General features: G+C 34.4%; 18 protein-coding genes and 1 pseudogene. 18 read left to right on the forward strand and 1 reads right to left on the reverse strand.

Annotated elements, in window-relative coordinates; all coding sequences use genetic code 11:
• The first annotated feature begins 316 nt into the window (after positions 1–316).
• From MOK21_RS16010 to MOK21_RS16090, 17 genes are all read left to right on the forward strand, one after another.
• Positions 317–2,092 (forward strand): site-specific DNA-methyltransferase, encoded by a 1,776-nt coding sequence (locus MOK21_RS16010; RefSeq protein WP_249074993.1) that lies wholly within the window; start codon positions 317–319, stop codon positions 2,090–2,092.
• Positions 2,085–4,739, forward strand: coding sequence for a DEAD/DEAH box helicase (locus tag MOK21_RS16015; RefSeq protein WP_249075127.1), 2,655 nt, complete (start codon positions 2,085–2,087; stop codon positions 4,737–4,739). The genes MOK21_RS16010 and MOK21_RS16015 overlap by 8 nt, the downstream gene beginning before the upstream one ends.
• A 1,266-nt stretch (positions 4,740–6,005) precedes the next feature.
• Entirely contained in the window at positions 6,006–10,022 is a 4,017-nt protein-coding gene (locus MOK21_RS16020; protein WP_249074994.1) for an NACHT domain-containing protein, read from the forward strand.
• A gap of 177 nt (positions 10,023–10,199) precedes the next feature.
• Complete coding sequence (locus MOK21_RS16025) at positions 10,200–10,601, forward strand: class I SAM-dependent RNA methyltransferase (RefSeq protein WP_249074995.1); 402 nt, start codon at positions 10,200–10,202, stop codon at positions 10,599–10,601.
• A gap of 640 nt (positions 10,602–11,241) precedes the next feature.
• Positions 11,242–11,457, forward strand: a complete 216-nt coding sequence (locus MOK21_RS16030) for a hypothetical protein (RefSeq protein WP_249074996.1) — start codon at positions 11,242–11,244, stop codon at positions 11,455–11,457.
• Positions 11,458–11,665: 208 nt separating this feature from the next.
• On the forward strand, positions 11,666–13,081 hold the full coding sequence (locus MOK21_RS16035) for an FAD-linked oxidase C-terminal domain-containing protein (protein WP_249074997.1): 1,416 nt from the start codon (positions 11,666–11,668) through the stop codon (positions 13,079–13,081).
• Positions 13,068–14,399 (forward strand): (Fe-S)-binding protein, encoded by a 1,332-nt coding sequence (locus MOK21_RS16040; protein WP_249074998.1) that lies wholly within the window; start codon positions 13,068–13,070, stop codon positions 14,397–14,399. The genes MOK21_RS16035 and MOK21_RS16040 overlap by 14 nt, the downstream gene beginning before the upstream one ends.
• Positions 14,400–14,453: 54 nt before the next feature.
• Entirely contained in the window at positions 14,454–15,554 is a 1,101-nt protein-coding gene (locus MOK21_RS16045; RefSeq protein WP_249074999.1) for a CdaR family transcriptional regulator, read from the forward strand.
• A 163-nt stretch (positions 15,555–15,717) separates the two neighbouring features.
• Complete coding sequence (locus tag MOK21_RS16050; protein ID WP_249075000.1) at positions 15,718–16,743, forward strand: DctP family TRAP transporter solute-binding subunit; 1,026 nt, start codon at positions 15,718–15,720, stop codon at positions 16,741–16,743.
• Positions 16,744–16,754: 11 nt separating this feature from the next.
• Positions 16,755–17,252: a TRAP transporter small permease gene (locus MOK21_RS16055; protein WP_249075001.1), complete on the forward strand. Its 498-nt coding sequence runs from the start codon at positions 16,755–16,757 to the stop codon at positions 17,250–17,252.
• Positions 17,249–18,574, forward strand: a complete 1,326-nt coding sequence (locus MOK21_RS16060; RefSeq protein WP_249075002.1) for a TRAP transporter large permease — start codon at positions 17,249–17,251, stop codon at positions 18,572–18,574. The genes MOK21_RS16055 and MOK21_RS16060 overlap by 4 nt, the downstream gene beginning before the upstream one ends.
• 17 nt (positions 18,575–18,591) lie before the next feature.
• Entirely contained in the window at positions 18,592–19,338 is a 747-nt protein-coding gene (locus MOK21_RS16065; protein ID WP_249075003.1) for an SDR family NAD(P)-dependent oxidoreductase, read from the forward strand.
• Positions 19,331–19,807: a PCC domain-containing protein gene (locus MOK21_RS16070; protein WP_249075004.1), complete on the forward strand. Its 477-nt coding sequence runs from the start codon at positions 19,331–19,333 to the stop codon at positions 19,805–19,807. The genes MOK21_RS16065 and MOK21_RS16070 overlap by 8 nt, the downstream gene beginning before the upstream one ends.
• Before the next feature lie 11 nt (positions 19,808–19,818).
• Entirely contained in the window at positions 19,819–21,300 is a 1,482-nt protein-coding gene (locus MOK21_RS16075; protein ID WP_249075005.1) for a class I adenylate-forming enzyme family protein, read from the forward strand.
• The gene (locus MOK21_RS16080; RefSeq protein ID WP_249075006.1) at positions 21,297–22,430 is read left to right on the forward strand and encodes a thiolase C-terminal domain-containing protein; all 1,134 of its coding nucleotides are present in this window, start codon (positions 21,297–21,299) and stop codon (positions 22,428–22,430) included. The genes MOK21_RS16075 and MOK21_RS16080 overlap by 4 nt, the downstream gene beginning before the upstream one ends.
• A gap of 3 nt (positions 22,431–22,433) precedes the next feature.
• A complete protein-coding gene (locus tag MOK21_RS16085) occupies positions 22,434–22,742 on the forward strand; it encodes a Zn-ribbon domain-containing OB-fold protein (protein WP_249075007.1) in 309 nt (102 codons plus the stop codon).
• A 232-nt stretch (positions 22,743–22,974) separates the two neighbouring features.
• Positions 22,975–23,898: a DMT family transporter gene (locus MOK21_RS16090; RefSeq protein WP_249075008.1), complete on the forward strand. Its 924-nt coding sequence runs from the start codon at positions 22,975–22,977 to the stop codon at positions 23,896–23,898.
• Between the two features lie 294 nt (positions 23,899–24,192).
• On the opposite strand, the pseudogene MOK21_RS16095 reads toward MOK21_RS16090, so the two are convergent.
• A pseudogene (locus MOK21_RS16095) lies at positions 24,193–24,856 on the reverse strand (transposase); the annotation flags it as partial.
• 315 nt (positions 24,857–25,171) lie between these two features.
• On the opposite strand from MOK21_RS16095, the gene MOK21_RS16100 reads away from it, so the two are divergent.
• A complete protein-coding gene (locus MOK21_RS16100) occupies positions 25,172–26,212 on the forward strand; it encodes a hypothetical protein (protein WP_249075009.1) in 1,041 nt (346 codons plus the stop codon).
• Positions 26,213–26,569 lie beyond the last annotated feature (357 nt).

Consider the following 26,569-nt stretch of genomic DNA (forward strand, 5'->3'; position numbering starts at 1 on the left):
ATAATTAACACAAAAAATTTCCCTTGCCTAAGTTATCAATATTGTGTTTTCCTCTGATGCATGTGAAGTGATTATAAAAAATAAAATGAGAATCTGATTAGGAAATACATTGTGAACTTTATCTGTATTGTTTTAGTGCTAAATTATATACGGAAATAATATATTTTAATTAATACAATTTTATTTCATATACAAGTTTCATTTAGAAATATAGCCTCTGTCTAAAGATTTTGTGAAAAGCTTGATATAATACCAATATGATATGATGGCTTATAGATTTTCATCAATTAAAAAGGATAAGAGAGGCATACGATATATGAAAAATAAATTAGAACTTACTTGGTTCGGTAAAGACGAAAAAATGAGTGTTGAACCTAGGTTACTAATTGAAAATAATAACCTATCTAACATACAGGAGGATCCAGATACAGAAAACTTTATTATACATGGTGATAATTTATTGGCATTGAAAGCATTAGAAAATAAATATGCAGGTAAAATAAAATGTATATATATAGATCCTCCTTATAACATTAATGCAGCTAATGAACATTATGATGATTTTGTTGAGCATTCAAAATGGTTGAAGTTAATGAAAGCCCGTTTAGAAATACTTAGAAGATTATTGGCTCCAGAAGGGTCAATTTGGATACAAATTGATGATGAGGAAATGGCATATTTAAAAGTACTATGCGATGAGGTTTTCAAGAGATGTAATTATGTAAATACTCTTTCGGTAAATATGAAAAATGTAGCAGGTGTTTCTGGTGGGGGAGAAGATAAACGTCTCAAAAAAAATTGTGAATACATACTTGTATACGCAAGAGACTATAGTAAAATGCCTACTTTCAAACCACAATACATTTATACGGAAATGTCGGATTTGATAGATCAATATTTAAAGGAAAAGAAAAGTTGGAAATATACTACGGTACTTGTTGATCCAGGACAGAAAGAATATTTCGGATCAACAGTTGATGGTGATGGTAACGAAATAAAAGTGTATTTACGAAAAAATGTAGTTACTATGTCAGTTAATCAAATTGCTAGAAGAGATGGTATTACGATTAAAGAAGCATATAAAAAATATGGAATAAATGTCTTCCGTACAACTAATGCTCAGTCATCAATTAGAACTAGGGTAATGGATTATCGTAAAGAACAGGATATTAAGGAAAGTATAATTTCAATAGAATATGTTCCTAAAACAGGAAAAAATAAAGGTGTAGTTTATGAACAATTCTACAAAGATGACAAATGTAATCTGTTTGTATGGTTAAGGGATACATCAGAAGTTATCGATGGCGAATTATACAAACGAGATTTATTAGGAACATATTGGGATATGAACGCATGGATGAAAAATGTTACTAAAGAAGGCGGAGTTAAATTCCCTAATAGTAAAAAACCAGAGCAACTTATAAGAACCATACTAGAAATGACTACGGAACCTAACGACATAGTATTAGATTCTTTCTTGGGCTCAGGTACTACCGCAGCAGTTGCGCATAAAATGGGTAGAAGATATATCGGTATTGAAATGGGAGACCATGCATATTCTCATTGTAAACCAAGATTAGATAGTGTAATTGCCGGCGAAGACGATGCAGGCATCACTAAATCTGCTGATTGGTCATCTGGAGGCGGTTATCGTTTTTATGAGTTAGCCCCTTCTTTAATCAATACAGATGGATTTGGAGAAACTATTATAAACAAGGAGTATAACGCTGATATGTTAGCTTCAGCTGTAGCACTTCACGAAGGTTTTATATATCAGCCGTCTAGCGAACTTTTTTGGAAGCAATCTAAAGGTAGTGATAATAGTTATTTATTTGTAACTACTAAACATGTAACAAAAAATTTATTAGATGCTATAAGAGGTACTATGGAAGATGAAGAATATCTAATAGTTGCTTGTTGTTCTTATGACTTAGGTATTGACAAGACGTACTCTAACATAGTGATTAAAAAAATACCACAAATGTTATTAAACAATTGCGAGTTTGATAAAGCAGATTATAATTTAAATATTATTAATCCTCCAGTATTTATAAATGAAGATGATGATGAGGAGTCTGATAGTGATGAATAATGCTTTCCCTCAATATAATACAGATTATATTAGTGGAGTAATGTCTTTAAGAAAACCACAAGAAGAGTCTTTAAAGAGATTAGAGAAAATTTTATCTAATGAATATCTGGCAAAAAATATAGACTTAGGGGAAATGTTGGGAAAGGTACATAATTTGTATCCAACCTGTTCAGATTTTGAGCGAGACTTTTTTTCGATTACTTTTGCACTCGCAACAGGAGTTGGTAAGACAAGATTAATAGGAGCCTTTATCACATATCTATATACAAATTATGGGATTAAAAACTTTTTTGTTGTAGCACCAGGAACTACAGTGTATAAAAAATTACGTTCAGATTTAGGAGATCCTAACAGCAAAAAATATGTATTTAACGGTATTGGATGCTTTTCAAATCCTCCACGAGTAATAGATGATGAAGAATATAAGGAAGCTACACTAAATTTATGGGAGTCAGATATTAATATATTTGTATTTAACATAGGGAAGTTCGACAAAGAAAAAACTAATATGAGGAAAATTAGTGAGTATTTAGGTCAATCTTTTTTTGACGAATTAGCTGGATTAGAGGACTTAGTAATGATTATGGATGAATCACACCATTATAGAGCGGAGAGGGGGGCTGCAGCATTAAATGAATTAAAGCCACTTCTAGGTCTAGAACTTACCGCCACTCCTCTATTTAAAAAAGGAAATAAACAAATACCGTTTAAAAATGTTGTATATGAATATCCATTGTCAAAGGCAATAGAAGATGGTTATACACGAACACCTTTTGCAGTGACTCGTTCAGATATTAGTTTCTATAATTTTGGAGATGAACAACTTGATAAATTGATGTTACAAGATGGACTTTTATGCCATGAACGTGCAAAAATCAAGTTGATTGAATATGCTGAGAATAGTAAAAAACATCTAGTAAAACCATTTATGTTAGTGGTATGTAAGGATACAAATCATGCTAAATGGGTAGAAAAATTTATTAAATCAGATGAATTTAGTAATGGGGGATATAAGAATAAAGTTATAACTGTTCATTCAAATCAGACAGGATCTGAAACAGAGGCTAACATGCAATTATTACTTGAGGTTGAACAGCCTAATAATCCTGTTGAAATAGTTATTCATGTAAATATGTTAAAAGAGGGATGGGATGTAAACAATTTATATACCATCGTTCCCTTAAGAACTGCAGCATCGAAAATACTTCGTGAACAAATGGTAGGGAGAGGACTTCGTCTTCCTTATGGATCACGAACTGGCGATAAAGACGTTGATGCGGTTATGTTGACAGCTCATGATAAATTTAATGATATCTTGGCCGAAGCACAAAAAGGTGATTCGATTTTTAAAGCGGGAAATATTATTAAGGCTGAAGACCTTGTTCCAGAGAAAATTGAAAGCACTCAGCTAACTCTTAAATTAGATGAAGATGAAAATCAATTACTAAAAAAGGCATATGAAAGTAGTAATATAAATAAATCAGAAAATACTGATAGCATAATAAAAATGGCTTCTAAGATAATTAAAGAAGAAGTCAGTAAACATATTCAGAAATCTAATGGTAGTAAGTCAAAGCCAATTGAAGCATCAAAAATTGTTGAAACAGTAAAGAAGAAAGTTTCTGAAAATAAAGATTTAGGTGATGTATTTAAAGAGAATGAAATGCCTTTGGCTGAATGGCTAAAGGAACAAACAGAAGAGACACATCGTGAAGCTATAAGTAAATTTATACCTATACCAAGAATAAAGGTTACTGAAAGTGGAATTGAAGAATATGTATTTGTAGATTTTGATATCGACTTTACTGATTTTACTCAAGTACCTATCAATAATGAATTACTTATTCAGAGTCTAGAAGATATGAAAGATCGTGAAAGAATTATTGGACATAATATTGATTTTGAAGGATATAATCCAACGAAAGTAATACTTAATGAGTTACGTATGAAACCAGAAATCGATTATGGGAAATGCTCAGATCTTTTATTTAAGGTGATAAATCAAGTATGCGAATACTTTACAGAACAACATGGAATCAATGGTATGAAAAATATTATCATGATGTACAAACGTGATGTTTCAACTAAAATATATACACAAATGATGCAAAATTTTTATTGTGAAAATGGGTTTTTACAAGAGGAAGTCATTGACGCAAGGGAATATAATTTACAACAAACTTACACATATGATGATCGTGTCGATTTATTTTCTAGCTATACAAAAAAAATTCAATCTGTACTTTTTGATGGCATTAAAAAGGGTGCTTTTAATATAGCCAAATTTGACAGTCATCCGGAGCTGGTACTAGCACGTATTTTGGAAGTAGACCCAGATGTTATTAACTGGTTAAGGCCATCCCCACAAGAGTTTAATATTACTTATAATAAGGGGAAATTATATGAACCAGATTTTGTTGTTGAAACAGATAAGGTTATCTATCTTGTAGAAGTAAAAGGAGAAGATAGACTAAAGGATCCAGATGTAATTGCTAAGAAGAATAGGGCAATTAAATATTGTGATATAGCAACTACTTGGGGTAAAGCAAATGGTTATAAGGAATGGAGATATTTATTTATACCTTCAAAACAAATAATGGCTAATTCTTCATTTACTCAGTTATCGAAACAGTTTTACACTTTATAGTATCTAGCGACGCCTAAAAATACCTTAATTTCCTTCTTATATCGTATATAGACTGATATTTTATAAAGACACTTCTATGAAGGATGAAATTTACGAATTATAATAGTTACTTACCTTATAACGTAGTCAACAAAATCAATTGCCCCCGAAGCTATTGATATAATAGTACTTTGAGGCGGTTGTTTCGAATCCCACTGAGTTAGCATCGGAGTTTACCATATTGCTGCTTGGTGGGTTCTTCTTATTACATATGATATTAACTAGCTACATCACTTTGTTATTTTCTTTATATTTAATTGAAGGTGCGAAACCATCTCTTTGAAAATAATGACCAGCTAGGTTTTCGTACTCGACAAGCCTTTATTCGAAAAGATTCTGATTGAAAGTATGAGGATGTTAGGCTGGACTTTTTCCACCCAAGCTCGTGGTGGAGTTACTAGTAATGAAACAAACACTGGTAGAGGTGGGGTTGGTGAAAGGGATCTTACATTTTACAGTGGCCTTGGTGCAAATTTAGCTTGGAGTTAAGTAAGATTTTTAACAGCTTGTCCCACTACCCTAATATCATAAAGATGCTCGATAAAATCAGGTGGCGTTACATTTATCGATTCATCTTCCTCTTTTACATTGAATGATTAGATTTTGTTAAGAAAAAAGATTGTGAGTTTTTTTTACCTAAATTAGAGGGGCGTTAGTGAAATAAGAATCCCAAATTAATTTAATTGATTTATATTAAAAATTTTATTATATGATAAATTAGTTAAACCGCTCATAACACCGATTATGGGCGGTTGTTTTTTATTAGAACTTTATTCTAACAAAGCTTTCGCACTTCAGGATTACGTTTTCCTGATCTTTTGAAACCTTTTTTAAAAAACACGTTTCCAGAAAAATTGTTCTACTGCTTTCATTATTATTGAAGTTTTAGACTATCTTCTATGTATTTGACAGATAGACAGAACAATTGCCATTTAGTCATTTTTTAGAGGGAGCAAATATGTAATTGTTTTTTTTTGTATGTCTAGAAGTAGAAAGTATGGAATGATTAAAAACCTAGTGTCGGGCTGTATCGCCCACGAATACTAATCGACTTCATTCGTATTAAACAAAGGATATGAAGAATTGGTATACAAAAGATCGTTATAACTACAGGAATATTGAGTTCCATATCATTAAAAGCGAAGCAGCCTTTGTACTGCGAGAGAATGGTGAAGTGTGAAGCGTATTGGTATATAATGTAATAATATGAGATTGGAGGTTTTTGAAGTGTATGATTGGAAGAGATACTGGAGACACAGGGGAGTTACAATTAATTATGATTCACAAGGGCTGTTTGATGAATCATTGAATTTAAATAAAATATGTCACTTATCAGATAAAGAAGATGAAAAATTACTAGTGTTACTGGGGGAACCTGGCATAGGAAAAAGCAATACTTTATTTGCTGAATTTGAAGGGATTAAGCACAAACACAATGCAATTTTTATTAATTTACGTGACTTTATAGATAGAAGATGGTTTGAAGAAAAGATTACTGAGACAAATGATTTTAATGAATGGAACCAAAATGAACGGAAAAATAGATTATATCTTTTTTTAGATGCTGTAGATGAAGCGATTATACAATCAAAACAAAATGTAAATAATATATTAGATTATTTATCTTCTATTGATGGGCCGAATCTTTTTATTAGAACGACATGTAGATCTTCTGAGTGGCCTGATTATATTAGTTCTCGGCTATCAGAAATGTTAAATGTTAAAAAGGATGAGTTTGAACAAAAAAATATCTTGGTGCTAACGCCATTAACATCAAGCCAAATAAGTTTAGCACTTGAAATTGAACAAATTAATTTTGGAGTATTTTGGGATATGGTGAAAAATGCAAGAATTTCATCTCTTACTATGCATCCGTATACATTGAGCATGCTTTTGTCGTTACACAAATATGAATATTCAATACCAACTTCGAAGAGAGATTTATTTAGTAAAGGTGCAGAAATACTATGTCAGGAACATAATGAAACTAGGTTATTCTATAATCCAAAAATTATTTCTCATAGTGATCTATTAGAAATTGCTCAAATACTAGCATTGCTTTCAATTATGTCAGGGAATTTAAATATAATTAATTCTACTTCGATTGAAAAAACAATCGGTTATTTAGAGTTGATTAAATTACAACCGCAATTAGAAAAGAAAATTTCCAAGATTACATTTGCATCTTTACAGCAAACGTTAAAATCAAGTCTATTTATTGATATGGGTCAAGGTTTATATACATGGTCTCATAAGATGATCGCTGAGTATTTGGCTGCGCAAGCTATTATTACTCTTAAAATAGATTTAGAAATTTTAAAAAATCTATTTGTAATTAGGTTAAAGGAATATGTTTCGATATCAAGAGAGTATTTAGGAGTTATTTCATGGTTATTAGATGAAAGAAAAGATTTATTGATTTTTATAATTGAATATCAACCGGAAATATTATTTGAAATTGAATTTGAAATCCCTAATGAATTGAGAGAAAAAGTAATTAAAAATATTTTTGCTAAAATATCAATTACAGACTATAGATCAAATTTTTACTTAGATAATAAGTATAAGGTATTATATTTTGATGGTATAGAAGAACTAATTAAAAAGAAGTTTGAAGTCGGAGATAATAACGCAAAGCTTGAGGCTTTAAAGATAATTCAAGACTGTAATTTAGTTAAGCTTTATTCGTTTGTAGAACAAGCTGCTACAGAGATTAAGGATTATATGGTATTGAAAAATATCATTAAGACTTTAATTCAATTAACACCTAGTGAAAAAAAAGTAAATGCATTGGAGTATTTAAAATTAGAAGATCCAGATGATGAGATTATCGGAATCGTTTTAAACGAGCTATGGCCAAATATAATATCTTTTAAAGAATTATTAAAAAATATTAGAACACCTCATAATACAAGTTTTTTAGGGAAGTATAGATCGTTGTTATATGACTTAGAAAAAAGGGATTTTACTGTAAGAGAAGTTCTTGATTTTACAGAATATATTATTGAAAATAAAGGGATATCAGATAATTACGACTTAAATAAAATAATAGATAGATTGTATAGTTCAACCATTCAATTAGTTCATACAGAAGAATACAGGGATTCCATATTTGAATTCATAAAAGTTTTACTTTCTGATGAAAGAAATTATGAAATCTATAGATATTTGTCGATTTTAAATACAGAAAATCGAAGACAGCTTATTATTTATTTAATTAGATGTTCAACTCCTTTAAAGGACTATTCTTGGATTTTAAAGGAAGAAGATATTGGGTGGATAATAGATAATTTATTAATAGAAAATGAGGGCAGTGATTTACTAGTAATAGTTATAAATTCGTTGAGGTATAGTATTTATGATAATAAAGAATTGGTTTTGAAATTATATCAATTAATTGAGGGAACTGATTTCAAGTCGCAAATTCCTTGTAGCTTATTTGATGCGTGGGAATTAGAGTACTATCTTTCTAAGCAGTATAAAAGGGAATATCTTGAAAGTATAGAGGGAGAAAAAGTAGCAGAAGTTTCTATCCCTAAAATACAAGAATTAATTCTAGAAATAAGTTCAGGTAAACCATTATATTGGGTAAAATTGTTACAAAATATTAGTTTAGGAAATTCTATACCCTATGAAAAATTAAATTTAAACTTTAATGCTTTACCAGAGAAATTGAAATCTGAAATTATTGAACAGGCAAAAAGTAATTTAGAAATTGATATAAATATAAAAGAATATTTAGGGAAAAATAGATGGTCGTATTATGAAACTAGTCTATTTTATATCTTTAATTTTGTTTTTGAAAATGAAAAAGAATATGTTTCAAATCTTTCAAATGAAACATTAAGAAAATGGTTAGCAATAATAATAAATGCACCAATTTATACAGGAGATAAAGAGAAAGAACAACAGGGTAAGATACTTGACTTTTTGTATGATTTAATTCGAGAGGAATTTAATGAAATAAGTAAATTGAGAATTGATATAGTAAATAAAAGCTTAGAATACCCATATAGAATAAGTGAAGATATAAAAAAATATGGCAACCAAGTTATTTTTGATTACCTTAAGGATATTTTGTATAAGCATAGAATAACTAATAAGAAGTTATATCAAGAGATTTGTCGTTTATTAATTTCAGAGGGACATAGGGATATTATTAGTTTCTTGAAAAAAGAAATTTTAAAAATGTCGAGATTAGATTTTGCAATACTAACTGCAGAAGTACTGTTAGAACAGAATGAAGGATGGGAATATATATTTCCACAGATGCTTGATTATCCAATGTTTTGTAACGAAATGTTATTGGTAATTGCTAAATATAGAATGAGGGATGTTTTATCTTATATACCTAAGCGGGATTATTTATTATTATATCAGATGCTAGAAAATAGTTATCCTAATATTAAGTTAGACAAAGGATTTACGAATGGTTATATGGGAAAGGATGATCATATCCATTTACTAAAAAATTCATTATTAAATGCTTTAGTAGATGAGGCAACTATCGCTAGTTATAGAGATATAGAAACTTTGAAACAAAAGTTTAATATGTACTCATATTGGGGAAATATTTTGCAAAATGCTAGAGAGACGTATTTTTCTAAAAATCCTATTAAGGTAAACCCGGAAGATTTCATTACAATATTAATGAATAGTAATTCTAGAATTGTTGAAACTGAAGAAGAGTTAGTAAATGTATTAATGAATGTATTAAATGCAGTACAAAGTGATTTATATGGTGAGAATTCAGAGTTGTTTTTATTATGGATACCAAATGGAAATTATATAAAGCCAAGAGGAGAAAACGAATTCTCTACATATTTAATAAATAGGATGAAACACTTCATTGAAAGATATAATGTTATATTAAATAGGGAAGTAGAGTGGAGACCGTCAAGATCTAGTTCTGAAGGTGAAAGAACTGATATACATGTTAATGCAAAAGGTACTAATGGAAATATAATTACTTGCATAATAGAAGTTAAAGGAAATTGGAATAAAGAATTAAAAACAGCTATGGATAATCAATTAGCTGATAGATATTTAAAAGATTCAAGTACACGTAGTGGAATCTATTTAGTAGCCTGGTTTGAAAGTGAAGAATGGAAAAAAGATTATAGAAAATCCCAGCGCCCGATTAAAGAAAAGCAAGAGGCTATTGATTTTTTTAATAATCAATCTGAAGAGTTAAATAAAATGGGATATTATATAAAGCCTTACGTTATGAATTTACCTTTTTAATCCATTTAATAATGTTATGTCCCACAAGACTTCAGGCGGCCTTAATTGTACTGACTATAGGTATGATCTATCGCCTCGTTTTTGGGTTCGTACATTTTTTCAGACGAACCCAAAACAAGCCCAAAAGCTCTTGTAGACCTTGCGTTAGAAATAGGGAAACCAAAGGAAAACGAGAAAATGATTGACCTGTTTCGTGGTGTCGGCACGTTCTTATTACCGTTCCCTGCACGTGTGAAGGAATTGGCGGGAAGCGAGATTGATGAGACATCAATTGAATCCGTAAAATGCAATGCCATCGATAATGATTTGCATAACATGGCATTCCTTGCCCATGATGCACCAAGGGGACTAGATGAGATGCAAGATCATAACGTTTCCGGATATTCTGTTGGTCGACACATCACGTTGCGGGGCTGGCGGGAGAGTGATTCGCCGCATTGGGTGCTCCAAACCAAAAAGATCGTCTATGTATCATGTAATCCTGACACATTCGTAACGGACGTAACTGAATTGCTGCCATTCGGCTACACGCTTCAAACAGTGCATGTAGAGGCGGTGGCGTGGTTGCATAAAATATAATACTCCCTGTTGAATTGTTTTAATAATAAAATTTAAAGGACCTCTCATTATTGGAGGCTCTAAAAAATTTACATATTTATTTTGAAGATTTTCAACCTTCTCCACCTTTAGATTTTTTGAGTGGTGGATTATGCTATGAATCTTATCTAAGCACAGGGTTCTTGCAGAATTTTGCTCCTTTATCGCTTTTTTCCTTAATAAAAGAAAACATAGGGCCAAACTCCACTGAAATAGGAATCGTGCCAAATAATTAAATCCACCAGCACCCTTGTGTTGCCACATATACTCGGCACATGTTGAGTGTGTGGATTGGGGCTGTAAATGTAGCCTTACAATAAAGTCTTTTGAATATCAAGTTGCTCAAACTCTAAGTTTATTAAAGAGAACACTTAGCCCCCGCAACATATTTTTTATCAAACGTAGTCAAGTACGTAGTCAAGCATTTTCGATAACCGTTATAAATCCTTATAGATACTGCTATTACAGCATTTCTAGGAGAAGGTGGTTCGACTCCCGCCGTCTCCATTTTACGGAATCAAATGATTTCAATGAGTGTCAAAACCCTTTAATGTCAAGGGTTTTGACACTTTTTTAGTTTCATTTGATTTCACTGAATTTCATTTAAATCTAGACAATTTTATTGAATGATCATGGAATAAATATAGAAGAGCTATTATCTGTAAACGAAGATGATAATGTAACTATTTCCGATACAGCGGAAATAGAAGTTTCCATGTTTCCTGCAAAAGAAGAAGGATTTAATCAGGTTTTCTTAAAAGAGCATACAAATGGTACTCAGTTCGTTTTTCCTTCAAGGACCGCCAGCGTTAATAAGGCTGATGAGAAAGAAAATTAGTGCCGAACTTTCTCATCGGCCTTTTATAATTTTGTTGAAGTATAGAAAATAGAAGTTGATTGGACTTTGTCCGACAACTTCTATTTTTTTGGTCTTATAACACAAAAAAAATATAATTTATGTCTCTTTTTTATCTTACAAGACATATGTTTAGAAAATTCTAACAATTAAAATTGTAGTAATAATAACTTAATTCGAGGTGAGCATTATGAATAAAACAGTCATCGAAAAAATTACGCATATTGTTGGTGAAAAATACGTTAAAAGCTCAACTGCGCAGCTCTTAGCTTATTCCTATGATGCAACAGCAAACTTCCAGCGCTTACCTGATCTTGTTATTTCACCAGGGAATGCAGAGGAAATTGCAGAGGTTTTAAAAGTATGTAGTGAATATAAAATTTCAATTATTCCTCGTGGCTCTGGGACGAACCTTGCTGCAGGAACGGTACCTTATGAGGGGGGGATAGTGATTTTATTTAATAGAATGGATCAAATTTTAAATTTTGATAAGGAAAATTTAACGATTACAGTACAGCCAGGTATTATATCCGAAAATCTTTGTACATTTGTGGAATCACATGGTTTATTTTACCCTCCTGATCCAAGCTCAATGAGAATTTCTACAATTGGTGGCAATGTCAGTGAAAACTCGGGTGGCTTGCGGGGCTTAAAATACGGTGTAACAAAGGATTATGTTAAAGGTCTACAAGTTGTTTTGCCGAACGGGGATATTTTAGAAACAGGTGGCAAACTAGCAAAGGATGTAGCAGGCTATGACCTCACATCATTATTTGTTGGAGCAGAGGGAACATTAGGTGTTGTAACAGCGATTACATTAAAGCTTATCCCGTTGCCACAATATAAAATGACGAGCATTGCATACTTTGAATCTTTGGAGGATGCAGCTCGTACAGTCTCGTCCATTATAGCCAATAAAATTATTCCCGTAACACTAGAATTCCTTGATAAAAAAACCATTATCGCTGTCGAGCAATATATGAGAATAGGTCTTTCAACAGATGTAGAAGCAATGCTATTACTCGAGCAGGATGGTGAAATGTATCAAGTAGAACAGGATGTCAATGAAATGGTACGAATCGCAAAAGACAATGGTGCACTTTTTACACAAATTGCAAAAGATGCGCAGGAGGCGGAGCAAATTAAAATAGCAAGACGTGTAGCTTTATCTGCCTTGGCGAAATTAAAACCGACAGTTATTTTAGAGGATGCAACAGTACCACGATCAGAGCTAGCAAAAATGGTCATGAGTATTAATGATATTTCCGAAAAGTACATGGTCAATATTGCCACATTCGGTCATGCCGGAGACGGAAATTTACACCCTACCTGCTTAACAGACCTACGAGATGAAGATGAAATGCAGCGTGTGGAAGCGGCATTTGAGGAAATTTTTGAGGCAGCATTGACGTTAGGCGGCACGATTACAGGAGAGCACGGTGTAGGTGAAATGAAAGCACCTTATTTAGAATGGAAGATTGGTCCTGTTGGTATCACTGTAATGAAAAACATTAAGCAAGCCTTCGATCCAAACAATATTATGAATCCTGGCAAAGTCTTTGCAAAAGAAACGAAGAAAAGAGTGGTGGTAGATGGTGGTAACTAACATGCAGCAGCAAATGCAACAATCCTTCGAGACAAATGTCGATGAAAATTTATTACTCGACTGTATGAGATGCGGCTTCTGTTTGCCAAGCTGCCCGACATATCTTCATACAGAGCAGGATGAGGCACAATCACCTCGTGGGCGTATTGCTTTAATGAAGGCAGTACGTGATGGAATAGTACCTTTCGATGCATCCGTAGAGAAATCATTCGATTTATGTTTAGGATGTCGCGCATGTGAGCCAGCATGCCCAGCTGGAGTACAGTATGGTGCTTTAATCGAGCAAACTCGTGAGGCGGTACAAGAAGTGAAGCACTCATCCTTCTTAGAAAAAACAACACGCACAATTGTTTTTAATAATCTTTTCGTTAAGCAAAAAAATATGGAGCATGCAGTCAGTCTACTGCATTTTTATCAAAAAACAGGAATGCAAAAAGCTGTTCGAAAAATTGGCTTTTTAAATTTATTCCCAAAGCATTTAAAAACAATGGAGGCATCTTTACCACCTGTTGCAAAAAAGATACAGCCGTTAAAACAGGTAAAAACAGCTGCGATGAAGGTTGCCTTTTTTACAGGTTGTCTAATGGATACACTTTATAAGGAAACAAATGATAAAACTGTATCCTTGCTACAAATGCTTGGTGTGGATGTTATCATTCCAGATAATCAAAATTGCTGTGGGGCTCTGCATGGACATAGTGGAGAGCTAAAGCGTGGTAAGCAAAACTTAATTCTTAATGTTGAGCTATTTGATTCAGATGACTACACTTATATTGTCAATAATGCTGGTGGCTGTGGAGCTTTCTTAAAGGAGTATGAAAAGCATTTACATAGTGATGAACGGTATCGTGAAAAAGCAATTCGATTTTCAAAGAAGACAATTGATATTTCAAGTCTGCTTGTCAAAGCTGGTCTACTAGATTATTTAGCAACCTTGCCACAGCAAGCAAACCAAACGCTTGTGACGTATCAGGATTCCTGCCATTTACGCAATGTCAATAAAGTCTTCAATGAGCCAAGAATGATATTACAGGCGCTACCGAACGTCCACTTTAAAGAGCTACAAAACGCCCATACATGTTGTGGTTCAGCAGGGATATATAATTTGTTGCAGCCTGCATTAGCAGGGGACATTTTGGACGCAAAGATGGCAACGATTAAGGCGCTACAACCGACAGTTATCGTCACAGCCAATCCTGGTTGCTTACTGCAAATTCAAGCGGGTATCCATAAAGCGAAGCTAGAAGTCAGCATGCGAGCCACACATATTGTTGATTTTATCTACAATAGCATAGCAAAATACAGTAAAATATCATGAATATACCGAAAATTCTATATAATCGGTATATTATTCTGCTATGGGGGTGGCACAATGTTTGATTTGCAAATAATTGGAACGAAAATTGTAAGAGAGCTTGGTGAATTGATTGACCAGAATGTTGTTGTAATCGATCATAATGGATTTATTATCGCCAGCACGGACATGTCTAGGGTGAACCAATTTCATGAGGGTGCATTAATAGCCATGAAGAAAAAAGAAGTCATGCATATGACAAAGGAGCTGTCAGTCCAATTAAAGGGTGTGCGTGAGGGGCTTGTTATGCCATTAGTTATTGAAGATACATCGATTGGAGTAATTGGTGTTACTGGACAACCTGTTGAAATAGAAAAGTATGGGAAGCTTGTTCAGAAAATCACACAGTTTTTTGTGGAAGATTTTTTAACGCACCGTAAAAAAGAACGAGAGACCAAAATGTTTGAGCTCTTCCTGCTTGATTTATTAAATGGCCAGGTAAATCAATTGTTGCTAGAACAACGGGCAGAAATGCTAAATATTGATACGGAACTCTACAACCGAATTATTATTATTCAATTGAATAGGAGAATTGATGAGAAGGGGGTGGATTATTTGCGTGCAATTCAAATAATCCATCCTCAATTACATATTTTTCAATGGAGCTTTGATAAGCTAGTGCTGCTTGTCCCGAAAATAACGCGTATTGATTTAGAGCAAACACTTTATTCCTTTAACCGCAAACTTATTAAGCTATATGATGACGATATATTTATAGGCGTCGGCAATTCACATTCCTTCTTTGAGCTAAATGAATCTTATAATGAAGCAAATATAGCGTTAACAGTTGCTATTGAAAATAGACGAATAGTATTTGAAGAGGATTTGAAATTAGAGTTACTATTGTCCGATCTTGATGAACAAAAGGTTGGTAATTTCATCGGAAGAACAATTGGCTCTTTAATAGAGGAAGAAGAATTAATATACAATCTAGAAATGTGGCTAAAAAGTAAAGGGGGCTTACAGGAAATTGCTGATGCCCTTCATATCCATAAAAACACATTAAAATATCGCTTAAAAAAAATAGAAAAGCTTTTAAATATTGATATTAATAATAATGAAAATAAATTGGAATTAATGATTGCTATTTTACTGTTTCGGAAAAGAAAAAGTGTTTAATTAAATAGTTAAAAATGCTGTTATTTGAATAATTTTTATATGTTAGAGACAAAAATCAATCAATTATTTTATAATTTTTTATCCTCTAAGAATATATATTTAGATTTTTCGGAATTATAAAATAATTATTAAGTCTAACATAAAAAGAGTAGGGGGATATTTTATGAAGAAATTTTTTAAAGGGAGAAATCTTCTCTTGGCAATGCTCTTGATAGTTTCAGCAATACTAGCTGCCTGTGGTGGTAGCGGTGGTGGGGATGCTGATGGTAAAGAAAAGTCATATAAATTAAAAATGTCTGTCACTGTATCAGATTCATCAACATGGTATGAGGCAGCAAAAAAACTGGCAGATGATATGGATAAAGAAACAGATGGTCGCATTAAAATTGAAGTATTCACAAATGAACAATTATCTGGGGGAGATTCTGGAAAGGCTGTTGAAGGCTTAGCAAAAGGTTCAATCGATTTAACATTTAACTCTACTATTATTTATTCGATTTTAGATCAACGTTTTGGTGTGGCAAGTGCACCTTTTTTACTTAAGGATCATTCAGAGGTTGATAAAGTGTTTAATGGAGAAGGGGGAGAAAAGCTTAAAGAACTTTTAGCTGAAAAGGGTGTACAAGCTTTAGGCTATGGCGAAAATGGTTTCCGTCAAATAACGAACAGTAAGCATGAAATTAAACTACCAAAAGACTTAAGTGGATTAAAGATTCGTATACCTGGTATTACCATGTACACAGATTTATACCGTTCATTAGGAACAGACCCTGCAACAATGACATTCTCAGAAGTGTTTACAGCGTTACAGCAAGGTACAATTGATGGTCAAGAAAATCCTATTGATGTTATTGCTTCGTCAAAGTTAGAGGAAGTTCAAGATTATTTAACATTGTGGAACTATTCATATGATCCATTAGTGTTAGGTATGAATAAAAAGCTGTATGGTTCTTTAAGTGATGCAGACCGTGAATTATTTGATCGACTAGGAAAAGAGGCAGCTGCTTATCAAGTGAAAATTGCACGCGAAAAAGAAGCATCACAAATTGAAGATTTAAAAGCTAAAGGAATGAATGTTTATATGCCAACAGATGCAGAATTGGGAGCATTTAAAAAAGCTGTTCAGCCTATTTATGATAAATATACTGATATTTGGGGAGAAGATTTACTGAAAGCGTTTACGCCATAAGGGGGAAACATATGAAATTCTTAGACTACTTTGAAGAAATTATATTAAGCGTTTCATTTGCAGCAATTACATTTATAACATTTGTAAACATCGTTTCTCGCAATTTAGTCAATTTATCCCTTTCTTTTACAGAAGAAATCACAGTTAATTTGTTAGTATTGCTGACATTTGTCGGTACAGCCTTAGGTGTGCGTAGATACGCACACCTTGGTTTTACCTTATTGTTCGATAAAGGGAATAAGCTGACAAAAAAGGTGATTGTAATTATTTCATCAGTAGCGAGTGGTGTATTGTTTGCTGTATTACTTTATTACGGCATTGATATGGTATTGTTCCAAATGCAAATTAATCAAACGACACCAGCCTTAGGGATGCCGCAGTGGATTTTATCTTCTGCATTACCACTAGGTGCATTGTTGTGCTTAATTCGTACAGTTCAAGCAATGATAGAAGAATATAAAGCGGTGAGTAAAGAAGGTAATGGAGCGAAAGGAGATGAGGTAGTATGACAGCATTATTACTTTTTGGCTCCTTTATATTGCTCGTATTTTTAAGGGTACCGATCGCTGCTTCCTTAGCAGTAGCTTCAATGGTAGTACTATTTACATCTCAAGGGCTATCAGGGTTTGAGGCATTAACAGATATTATGTATACGAGTGTGGCAAAGTTTACGCTATTAGCGATTCCATTCTTTATTTTAGCTGGTGTCATTATGGATCATATCGGAATCTCTAAGCGTTTAATTGACTTTGCACAAACATTAGTAGGACATCGTAAAGGTGGCATTGTACTTGTAACGGTAATAGTAGCAATTTTCTTTGCTGCTATTTCAGGATCTGGTCCCGCGACAGTTGCAGCAATTGGAGGTATTCTAATTCCGGCAATGGTGAAAAACGGCTACCGCAAAGAAACTGCTGGAGGATTAGTGGCGAGTGCGGGTGCGATAGGCATTATTATTCCCCCATCGATTGCCTTCATTATTTTTGCAGTAGTAGCAGGAGATCAAATCCCGATTACGATTAATCGTCTTTTTATGGCTGGGGTTATACCGGGTATTTTAGTTGGGATCGGTTTATTTATTGCTGGGATGTATGTTCGCAAACGTGACATTAAAAAGGGTATTTTTAACGACTCTGTGGAAGCAGCTAGGCAAAAAAGTACAGGAAAAGAACGTTGGGATGCATTTATTAAGGCACTTCCAGGATTAATGATTCCTGTCATTATTTTAGGTGGAATCTATGGAGGGTTTTTTACACCAACAGAAGCGGCAGTTATTGCGGTTGTATATGGACTGGTTGTAGGACTGTTCATTCATCGAAAAGGCTACATAAAAATGATGTATCGTATTTTTATTGAGTCGGCGTTACAAACAGCTGTTGTTATGATCATCGTAAGTGCGGCATCTGTCTTTGCCTATATTGTAACAACAGAACAAATTGCCTCAACTATTTCAAATACTGTTTTAGGTTTAACTGATAATAAAATCATTATTTTACTACTCGTAAATATTATTTTATTAATTGCGGGTGCATTTATCGATGCCATTTCAGCGTTTTATATTTTCGTACCGATATTACTTCCGATTATGTTAATGCTCGATGTAGACCCAGCTGTATTTGGCGTGTTTATGACGATTAACTTAGCAATCGGCTTATTTACACCACCTGTTGGCTTAAATTTATATGTTGCAGCCAGTATGTCAAAGGCTAATATCATTCAAATTTCAAAAGGGGTTGTACCATTTATTGTTGCTTCTATTATCGTCTTATTACTTGTAACATATATACCTTCTCTATCAACATTTTTACCAGATTTATTAAATATTAAATAGCAAAGGGGAAAACTATTATGACATTAAAAGATGATGTAGCGATTGTTACAGGAGCGGCAAGTGGTATTGGACAAGCAGTTGCGGTCCAGCTTTCAAAGGAAGGGGTACATGTTGTTTTAGTTGACTTAAATTCATGTGAGAAGACAATTGAAAAACTAGCACATGACAGCTATTTAGAGTGCTTAGGAGATATTCGTGATGCAGAGTTTGTGAAAGCAACAGTTAATCGCACAGTTGAAAAATATGGAGAGATTCATATTTTGGTGAATAATGCTGGTACATGTAGTAGAAAAAATATTGAAACGATAACGTTCGACGATTGGTCACGTGATCTTGATACGAACTTAAAAGCAGCATTTATGTTTACACAGGCATGTGTTTACCCACATATGAAGGATGCCCAATATGGTCGGATTATTAATATAAGCTCAGTATCAGGTTTAAACGGTGGTGTTACATCTGGAGAAGATGGTACAGGGCGCTCAGGTCCAGCTTATGCTGCATCAAAAGGAGGGGTAATTGCTCTTACGAAATGGGTAGCAAAAGAGCTTGGCCCATTAAATATTACTTGTAACTCTGTGGCACCAGGTGCAACCTTAACAGGTATTACGACAGGGGTTCCATACAATTTAGATCAGCAGGTCATTAAGCGTATTGGCACACCTGATGATATTGCAAGTGCTGTTTTATACTTTGCATCTAGGGAGGCTAGCTATACAACTGCCCAGGTGTTGAAGGTAGATGGAGGGATTAGTATTGGATAATTCTAGTTGGCAAGCTTTGTATGACCGACCTACGGATAGAATTATCGGGAGATTGAAAGCAGGAACGGATTTATTTACTGGGATTAAAGAGGTTTGTTACCACTTTGGTGTAATGGGAGGGCAATTTCAATGCATGGGATCCTTAAAGCAGGCTACCTATGTCCAAGTTCAAAGAGGTGAAAAGAAAGGGACCATCGTTTATTCCCAAAAACGGCAAACTACCTCCCCGGTTGAACTTATTTCCGGTTTAGGCTTTATTGGGGTAGATATAGAAACGAATGATTTAGATATTCATTTCCACGGATCTTTTGTTGATTGTGATCAAAACTTTTCTGGCGGTCATTTTCTTGAAGGAGAAAATGAAATCGCCATTACAGTCGAATTCATACTCTATCCATTAAAAGAGGCTATACCGAAAAGACGTAAGGATGACCAATTCGGGGTTCTAATTTTTCACTTTGAAGAATAGGGGGAAGATAGATGAGTACAATCGGCCAATTAGCATTGAAATCAGCTCGCGCATATCCAGATAAAATAGCAGTTAAATTTAAAGACCGTACTATTTCCTATGCTCAATTAATAGAGCGTGCCTATGCACTAACAGCCTATTTTAAAAGTCTGAACTTACAAAAGGGAGAACGCGTAGGTATCTTAATGTCTAATCGATTAGAGCATATTGAACTTGATGTAGCCGTTTCTTTATATGGTCTAGTTAAAGTACCACTTAATTACCGCTTGCATCCGAAAGAACATGATTATCAGGTTAATGATTCAGCTATGAGCCTAATTATTGGTGAAAAGCCATTGATAGATCCGCTGCAAATTGACTTCCCAATTATTTATTGCGGAGAACCGTATGAGCAAATGGTTAAACAATTTAAAGGACAGGCCCATGTAAATGAAGTAGACGAGAATGATACGATGGCCATTATGTATACTTCGGGAACGACAGGCAATCCAAAGGGCGTAATGCTATCACATCGCAATATGGTCAGTGGAGCTCTTTCATTAGCAATGGCATGTGAAGTTGACTATAAGGATATGCTCGGTCATGTTGCACCTTTAACGCACGGGGCAAATTTCTTAAGTCATGTGGCATGGCTCTATGGCTTAACACAAGTCGTATACGATAAATTTGAGCCAGAGCACTTTGTTGATTTATTAGAGCGGGACCGTATTTCAATCATTTTCCTAGTACCAACGATGGTTAACTTAATGATTCAGCACGAGCAGTTCAACCCGCAAAAACTAAGTAACATTAAATCGATTAATATGGCAGGCTCACCCATTGCCGCTGCTAAGTTGCAAGAGGCACTAGTCAAAGTAGGCACAAAATTTGTAGAAACATATGGTCAAGTAGAAGGACCCATGTGTATTTCAATAATGCCACGCGAGGATTTGCCATCTCGGCTTGATTCGTGTGGAAGAGTTGGACCATTTGTTGATGTGAAAATTATTGATGCTGAAGGCAATGAATGTTCAGTAGGTGAAATTGGAGAAATCACAGCAAAGGGCCCACTTATTATGCAAGGCTATTGGAATAATGAAAAGGCTACGGCCGAAACATTGCGTGACGGTTGGCTTCATACAGGCGATTTAGGCAGACTAGATGAGCATGGCTACCTTTATATTGTTGACCGTAAAAAGGAGGTCATCATTTCAGGTGGCGTCAATATTTATCCTCGAGAAGTAGAGGAAGTGTTGAACAAGCATGAATTCGTCAAGGAAACATGTGTGATTGGTATTCCAGATGAAAAATGGGGCGAATCCATCGTCGCATATGTAGTGCCAAACGGGCGTGGACAAATTGAGAAGAATGCATTAATCGAGCTTTGTCAGGAACATTTAGCGAGCTTTAAAAAGCCAAAAGAAATTTACGTAGTTGAGGCGCTACCAAAAAGCTCCTATGGGAAAATTTTAAAACGCGAGCTAGTAAAACAGCATATGGAGGTGACACAATGAGTGTATATGTTCATAGTGTAAGTATGACGAAGTTCGGAAACAGTGAAAATACTTCATTAAAGGATTTAATGCTCGCTGCTAGTCGAGAGGCGTTAGAAGAAGCAAGAGAGTTAAAAATCGATGCAGTTTTTGTTGGTAACTATATGGGTGGTAGCTTAGCCAATCAAGAAATTCTAGGCGCGATTGTAGCCAATGACTTGGGGCTCGGTCCTATTCCTACGGCCAAATTAGAGGGAGCCTGTGCATCAGGTGGTATCGCATTACGCCAAGGTATTCTAGGTATTTTAAGTGGTGAATATGAAAGCGTTTTAGTTGTCGGTGTGGAAAAGATGAAGCATGCATCTACGGCTACTGTAACGCAATTTATTAACTCTGCAATGGATCAGACGACTAACGAACGCTATGCTGGTCTAACTTTCCCAGGATTTTTTGGTGTAGTGGCGAATCGCTATTTCTATGAAACAGGTGCAAATAAATCCCATTTAGCGAAATTAGCGTTAAAAAACCGTGAAAATGCATTACAAAATCCACTAGCTCAATTCCGAAAACCAGCAACACTAGAAGAAATTATGAACGCACGCATGATTACAGATCCACTTGGCTTATTCGATTGTTCACCGATTACGGATGGAGCAGCAGCAGTTGTTTTATCTCGTAAGCCATCTGATATTAAAATATTGGCATCAGCGCAGGCTTCAGGTCCGACGATGATGCAGGATGCCATCGATTTATTATCATTACCAGCAATTCGTATATCAGGTCAGCAAGCCTATGAAAAAGCAGGTGTTAGTCCTGAGGATATCGATGTAGTTGAAATTCACGATTGCTTTTCAATGACTGAAATGCTGGCCATTGAAGAGCTCGGTTTTTTCCCGAAATTAGAAGGTTGGCTAGCCATTGAGCAAGGAAAAACGTGCGTGAACGGAGAAAAGCCTGTTAATACAAGCGGAGGTCTTTTATCCAGAGGACATCCTATTGGCGCAACAGGTGTGGCACAGTTTTACCAATTAGTGCTCCAATTGCGTGGACATGCACCAAACCAGCTAGAAAAACAACCACGATTAGCACTTGCACAAAATTTAGGTGGCACTGGTTCATATTCAGTTGTCCACATATTAGAAAGGGTGTAGCAGATGAAGGTTTATGAATGCTGTGGTGTGGAGTCAGTGACGAAAAAAGTGTATTGCAGCACCTGCCGCCAAGAAATCAAAAACGAACGAGAAGTCCCAGATGAGGGAACCGTTTATAGCTATACAGTCATTCATATTGCACCAGCAGATTACGCCCATTTGGCACCGTATACCGTTGCTCTAGTGCAGCTAAAGGATTCAACTGCCAAACTAACGGTGCGCATTCAAGAAAGTGTGCAAATCGGTGACCCCGTACAGCTTGATCAAATTGCAGATGGAACATACATTTATCAAAAGGTTAGGACTGCTTAAAGAAGGGTATGAAGTATGGTAGGCTGTTTGGAAGGCTATATCTTTCCTGACAGCCTACTTTCTTATGAAAAGCCAATGAATCTTTGGAAAGATTTATAAAAGAAGGGGATTTCAATTTAGATCCTGCTCAGGTGCTAGGCTGTTGTCCCGATAGCCAAAAATGCGGAAATCCTGACAGTAGTTTATTTTGCGAGATTTCTTCTTGCGATTGAATAAAACATGAGGTGATGACTTGGCAAATACAAAGGTTTATTCCATTTTAGTATTCGTTATGTTTCTTTGGGGCATGAATGTTACTTGGCTGAAAGTAATTGTTTCCAATGGAGATCCATTAACGATCCAAACAGCACGCATTTTTCTAGCAGCTATTACAATTTTTATTATTTTAAAGCTAACGAAGCAGCCGCTCTATGTAAAAGGAATGCCATTTAAGTACATATTAATCGGTTGCTTTTTCGGCGTCATTTGTCACCATGTCTTTTTAGCGTATGGTATTGTTCGAACAACTGCCATGAAAACAGCCATTATTAGTGGTTTAAGTCCACTCTTCACAGCACTTATTGCAGTATTATTTAAAGACACTGTTATGACGAAAACAAAATTAATTGGCTTTACACTTGGAGGAGTTGGCGTGCTATTCGCAGTTGTGGACGACATTAACGAGCTGACAAATCTACAGCTAGGTGATTTTCTCGTGTTTATGTCATTCTTTTTACAGGCCTTTAGCTTTATCGCAATTCGTCGAGCAACTAAAATCATTTCTCCCATGCTAATGACAGGCTGGATGCTTCTCATTGGTTCATCACTATTACTTGTTTTTACATTTATTACAAGCTTCAGAAGCTACGGAGCATTTTTATCCTTCAGTTCATTCATATGGCTCGTATTTTTCATGTCGGCTATTTTAGCTACTTCTATCGGACATACATTATATAATTTATGTATAAAACACATTGGTGCAGCGGAATCCGCTATTTTTGTGAATTTCAATACCATATTCGCATTAATTGGAGCGGCACTATTTTTACATGAAATCATTACACTGCAGCAATTTATCGGCAGTTTAATTATTACTTTAGGTGTCATCATCGGCACGAGCAATTTAGAAGAAAGATTTCTTCAAAGGAAAAAAATCGCGATAAACAAGAGTGTTTAGAAAAGTAGGGTAGCTCAACATTTACTGGTCGCGTAAGCTTGTAGCGCTCTGCCTCTACGTAGGGCCAACTTTAGTGGGAACAGTCGATGGCGCCATCTGGGTTTCAAGGTTAGCGTACAGGACGCCTGTTTGTCGGCATAATGTTACGTGAATCGTAAATAGGTAAACTACACGCTTAGAAGCTTATGTATTGCCGTCTCCATACATAAAGTGGCTGTAAATGCAGTCATATCAACGATTAACAGACTTGGGATATTTAACGGGAGTTGAACTCTTGGGCAATATCCCTTTTCCTACACACGGTCTCACCTTAAATCCCAAATCTCTCGCAAATTGCGCGTACTTCGTATTCACTTTTCCTGCAAATTGTTCTGTTCGTGCTTCATTCATCACAGTTTTCATATTGTCAGTGATGGGTTCTTCAGGTACACCGCCCATTTTTTCAAACGTGTCGGTTAAGAAAGAAAATAAAGCTGCTTGCGATTTGGAAATACTCATATAAAAGAATCGCATTCGAGAGTGGCTCAGCACTAACACAGATACATTAATTTCCACCTGTTCTCCTTCACTTGTTTCATAAAGAATACTTTCTTTCCAAACTAGCTGTGCTTGTTTTCCCATACGTGTTTCATAACGGATACCGCCATTCAAAGAAGATACGCGCATCTTTCTCAAAGTCAGCCTTAAATTCTGGCGTATTGGCAATATAGTTATGGAATGTAGATTGTCCACACTTTAAACCATGGTTGTCTTTTAAATACTGCCAAAGATTGCGTCGATAATAAAATACCTGCTTAGAATCTTCTGATAAGAGGCTGGCAATAATCAGGTAGAACTCATCAATTTTAGAAGGCTTATTACGCTTTGTTTTTTGTATAAAGCCATTTAAATATTTATCAATTGTTCGTCGGTCTACGCCCATATCCCTCGCTAATTTACTTTTGTTAATTTTAAATCTGTCTCCTCAAACTCTAATTGAATATGTATACTAACACCTCGGTATTAGTATGAAATGGAAGAGCATTTTTGTACATCATTATTCAAGCAGGAATGTACATATTTAAATTAGCATTTATACCAAACCTTTTTGAATAGTGATACCTAATTTGATACTGAAATTCACAAAATAAGTAAAAAAATATAAATAAATTAATCCTTAATATTTAGTTAGTGTTATATTATGGTATTAAAAGAAGGGAGTTTTAATGGTAAAGATTATGGTTAATAAATTAGTTGATACTGACAAAAAAACGTGGGAAAAGAGGATAAATAAATGTTAAATATTGATTTAATGATTGATCACAGCACTTGGATAGGTAAAACGGTTCCTCCACAATTAGCGTCATTATCTAGTTCTTTAAGCTTTAATTTAATAGAATTGTTACTACATGTAGCTGATGCTACAAAGAATCCCAATTACTTAGGACGTTCTTTAAATGATTTTTGGGCATTTTTAAGATATTCAAGGTGTTTCGAGGCTTCAGGTAATTTGAGGCTTGTAAGAGAATTTAATGATATAGACGCACATCAAAAAACTATCTTGAGTGATGATATAGGGATGGGGATATCTTCTTTAGTAATGGATAGAACTTTTGGGGTTAAAGCGTTAACGGATACGAGTTTCTTTTTGAAATATTTAACATCTCTTTCGACAATATCTACAGGTAAGAAAGGGCCAAATAAATCACCAGATTTTTTAGTGTTAGACAGTCGATCTGATATACATATATTAGAGTGTAAAGGAACTCAAAATGGTATTAGTAATAGTGATGCACAAATTGAGAAAGGGAAAAGTCAAAAAAGGAGTCTACAAGATCCTAATTCAATTATTAGTGAAAAGTTAGTTATGGGAACATTTATAGCGAAATCAACAGGGATCAATAATTCTAGGCTTAAGATAATTGACCCTGATTTTAAATATGATTTTTCAAAATTAACAAAAGAAGAAATGAAATATTTACTTTTATTTAGTCAATTAATTAAAGAGCTCAGTTTTGTTGAAAATGAGAATTATTTAACATTTTTCCCTAAAGAAGTTTTACCGCAAAACATCCTAGAAGGAAAGGAATATTTCGAAAAGTTTAAATCGAATTTTTTAGATAATCAATTGACGAGAAGGAATTTTAGAGATGCTGAGAAATATAGAGATATAGAAATCGAGAAAGTTTATAATTTTGATTTTGTGAAAGATAACTTAATACAATCTCGAGATTTAAAAATGTTTTTAGATAATTTTATAGAAGAGGAGAGAAAGATTGATGAGGGAAGGTATAAGGGGGTATTTGGATTAGAGCTAGTGATATCAGGAATCTAATACTCTCTTTATATGATATCACTTTAGCTACCAATTTAAATTTGTTAATAAATAAAACATAAAGAATATTGATACAACAAGTGTTTTAGTTTCAAAAGGTGCCAACTTTCTTGATTTTAACAAGAGTTTGGCACTTTTTTTTGACTAAAAGTATAGTTTAGACGAACGATGCAATGACGTTTGGAGAAGCTGCTAAACGTTATGAAGTTTCAATTGATAGAAAATAACTTTCTCAAACCATCAAAAAGCAGAGGATTCATTCGCTTATACATTCAAAAATATTTAAAAGTATCCTAACAAGTGGTTTATTCTTTCTTTTAAATGAGAATGTTACCTCAAGAGGGCCAGAGTAATTAA

This window comes from Lysinibacillus sp. BPa_S21 (assembly GCF_023337795.1).
Lineage (GTDB): Bacteria > Bacillota > Bacilli > Bacillales_A > Planococcaceae > Lysinibacillus.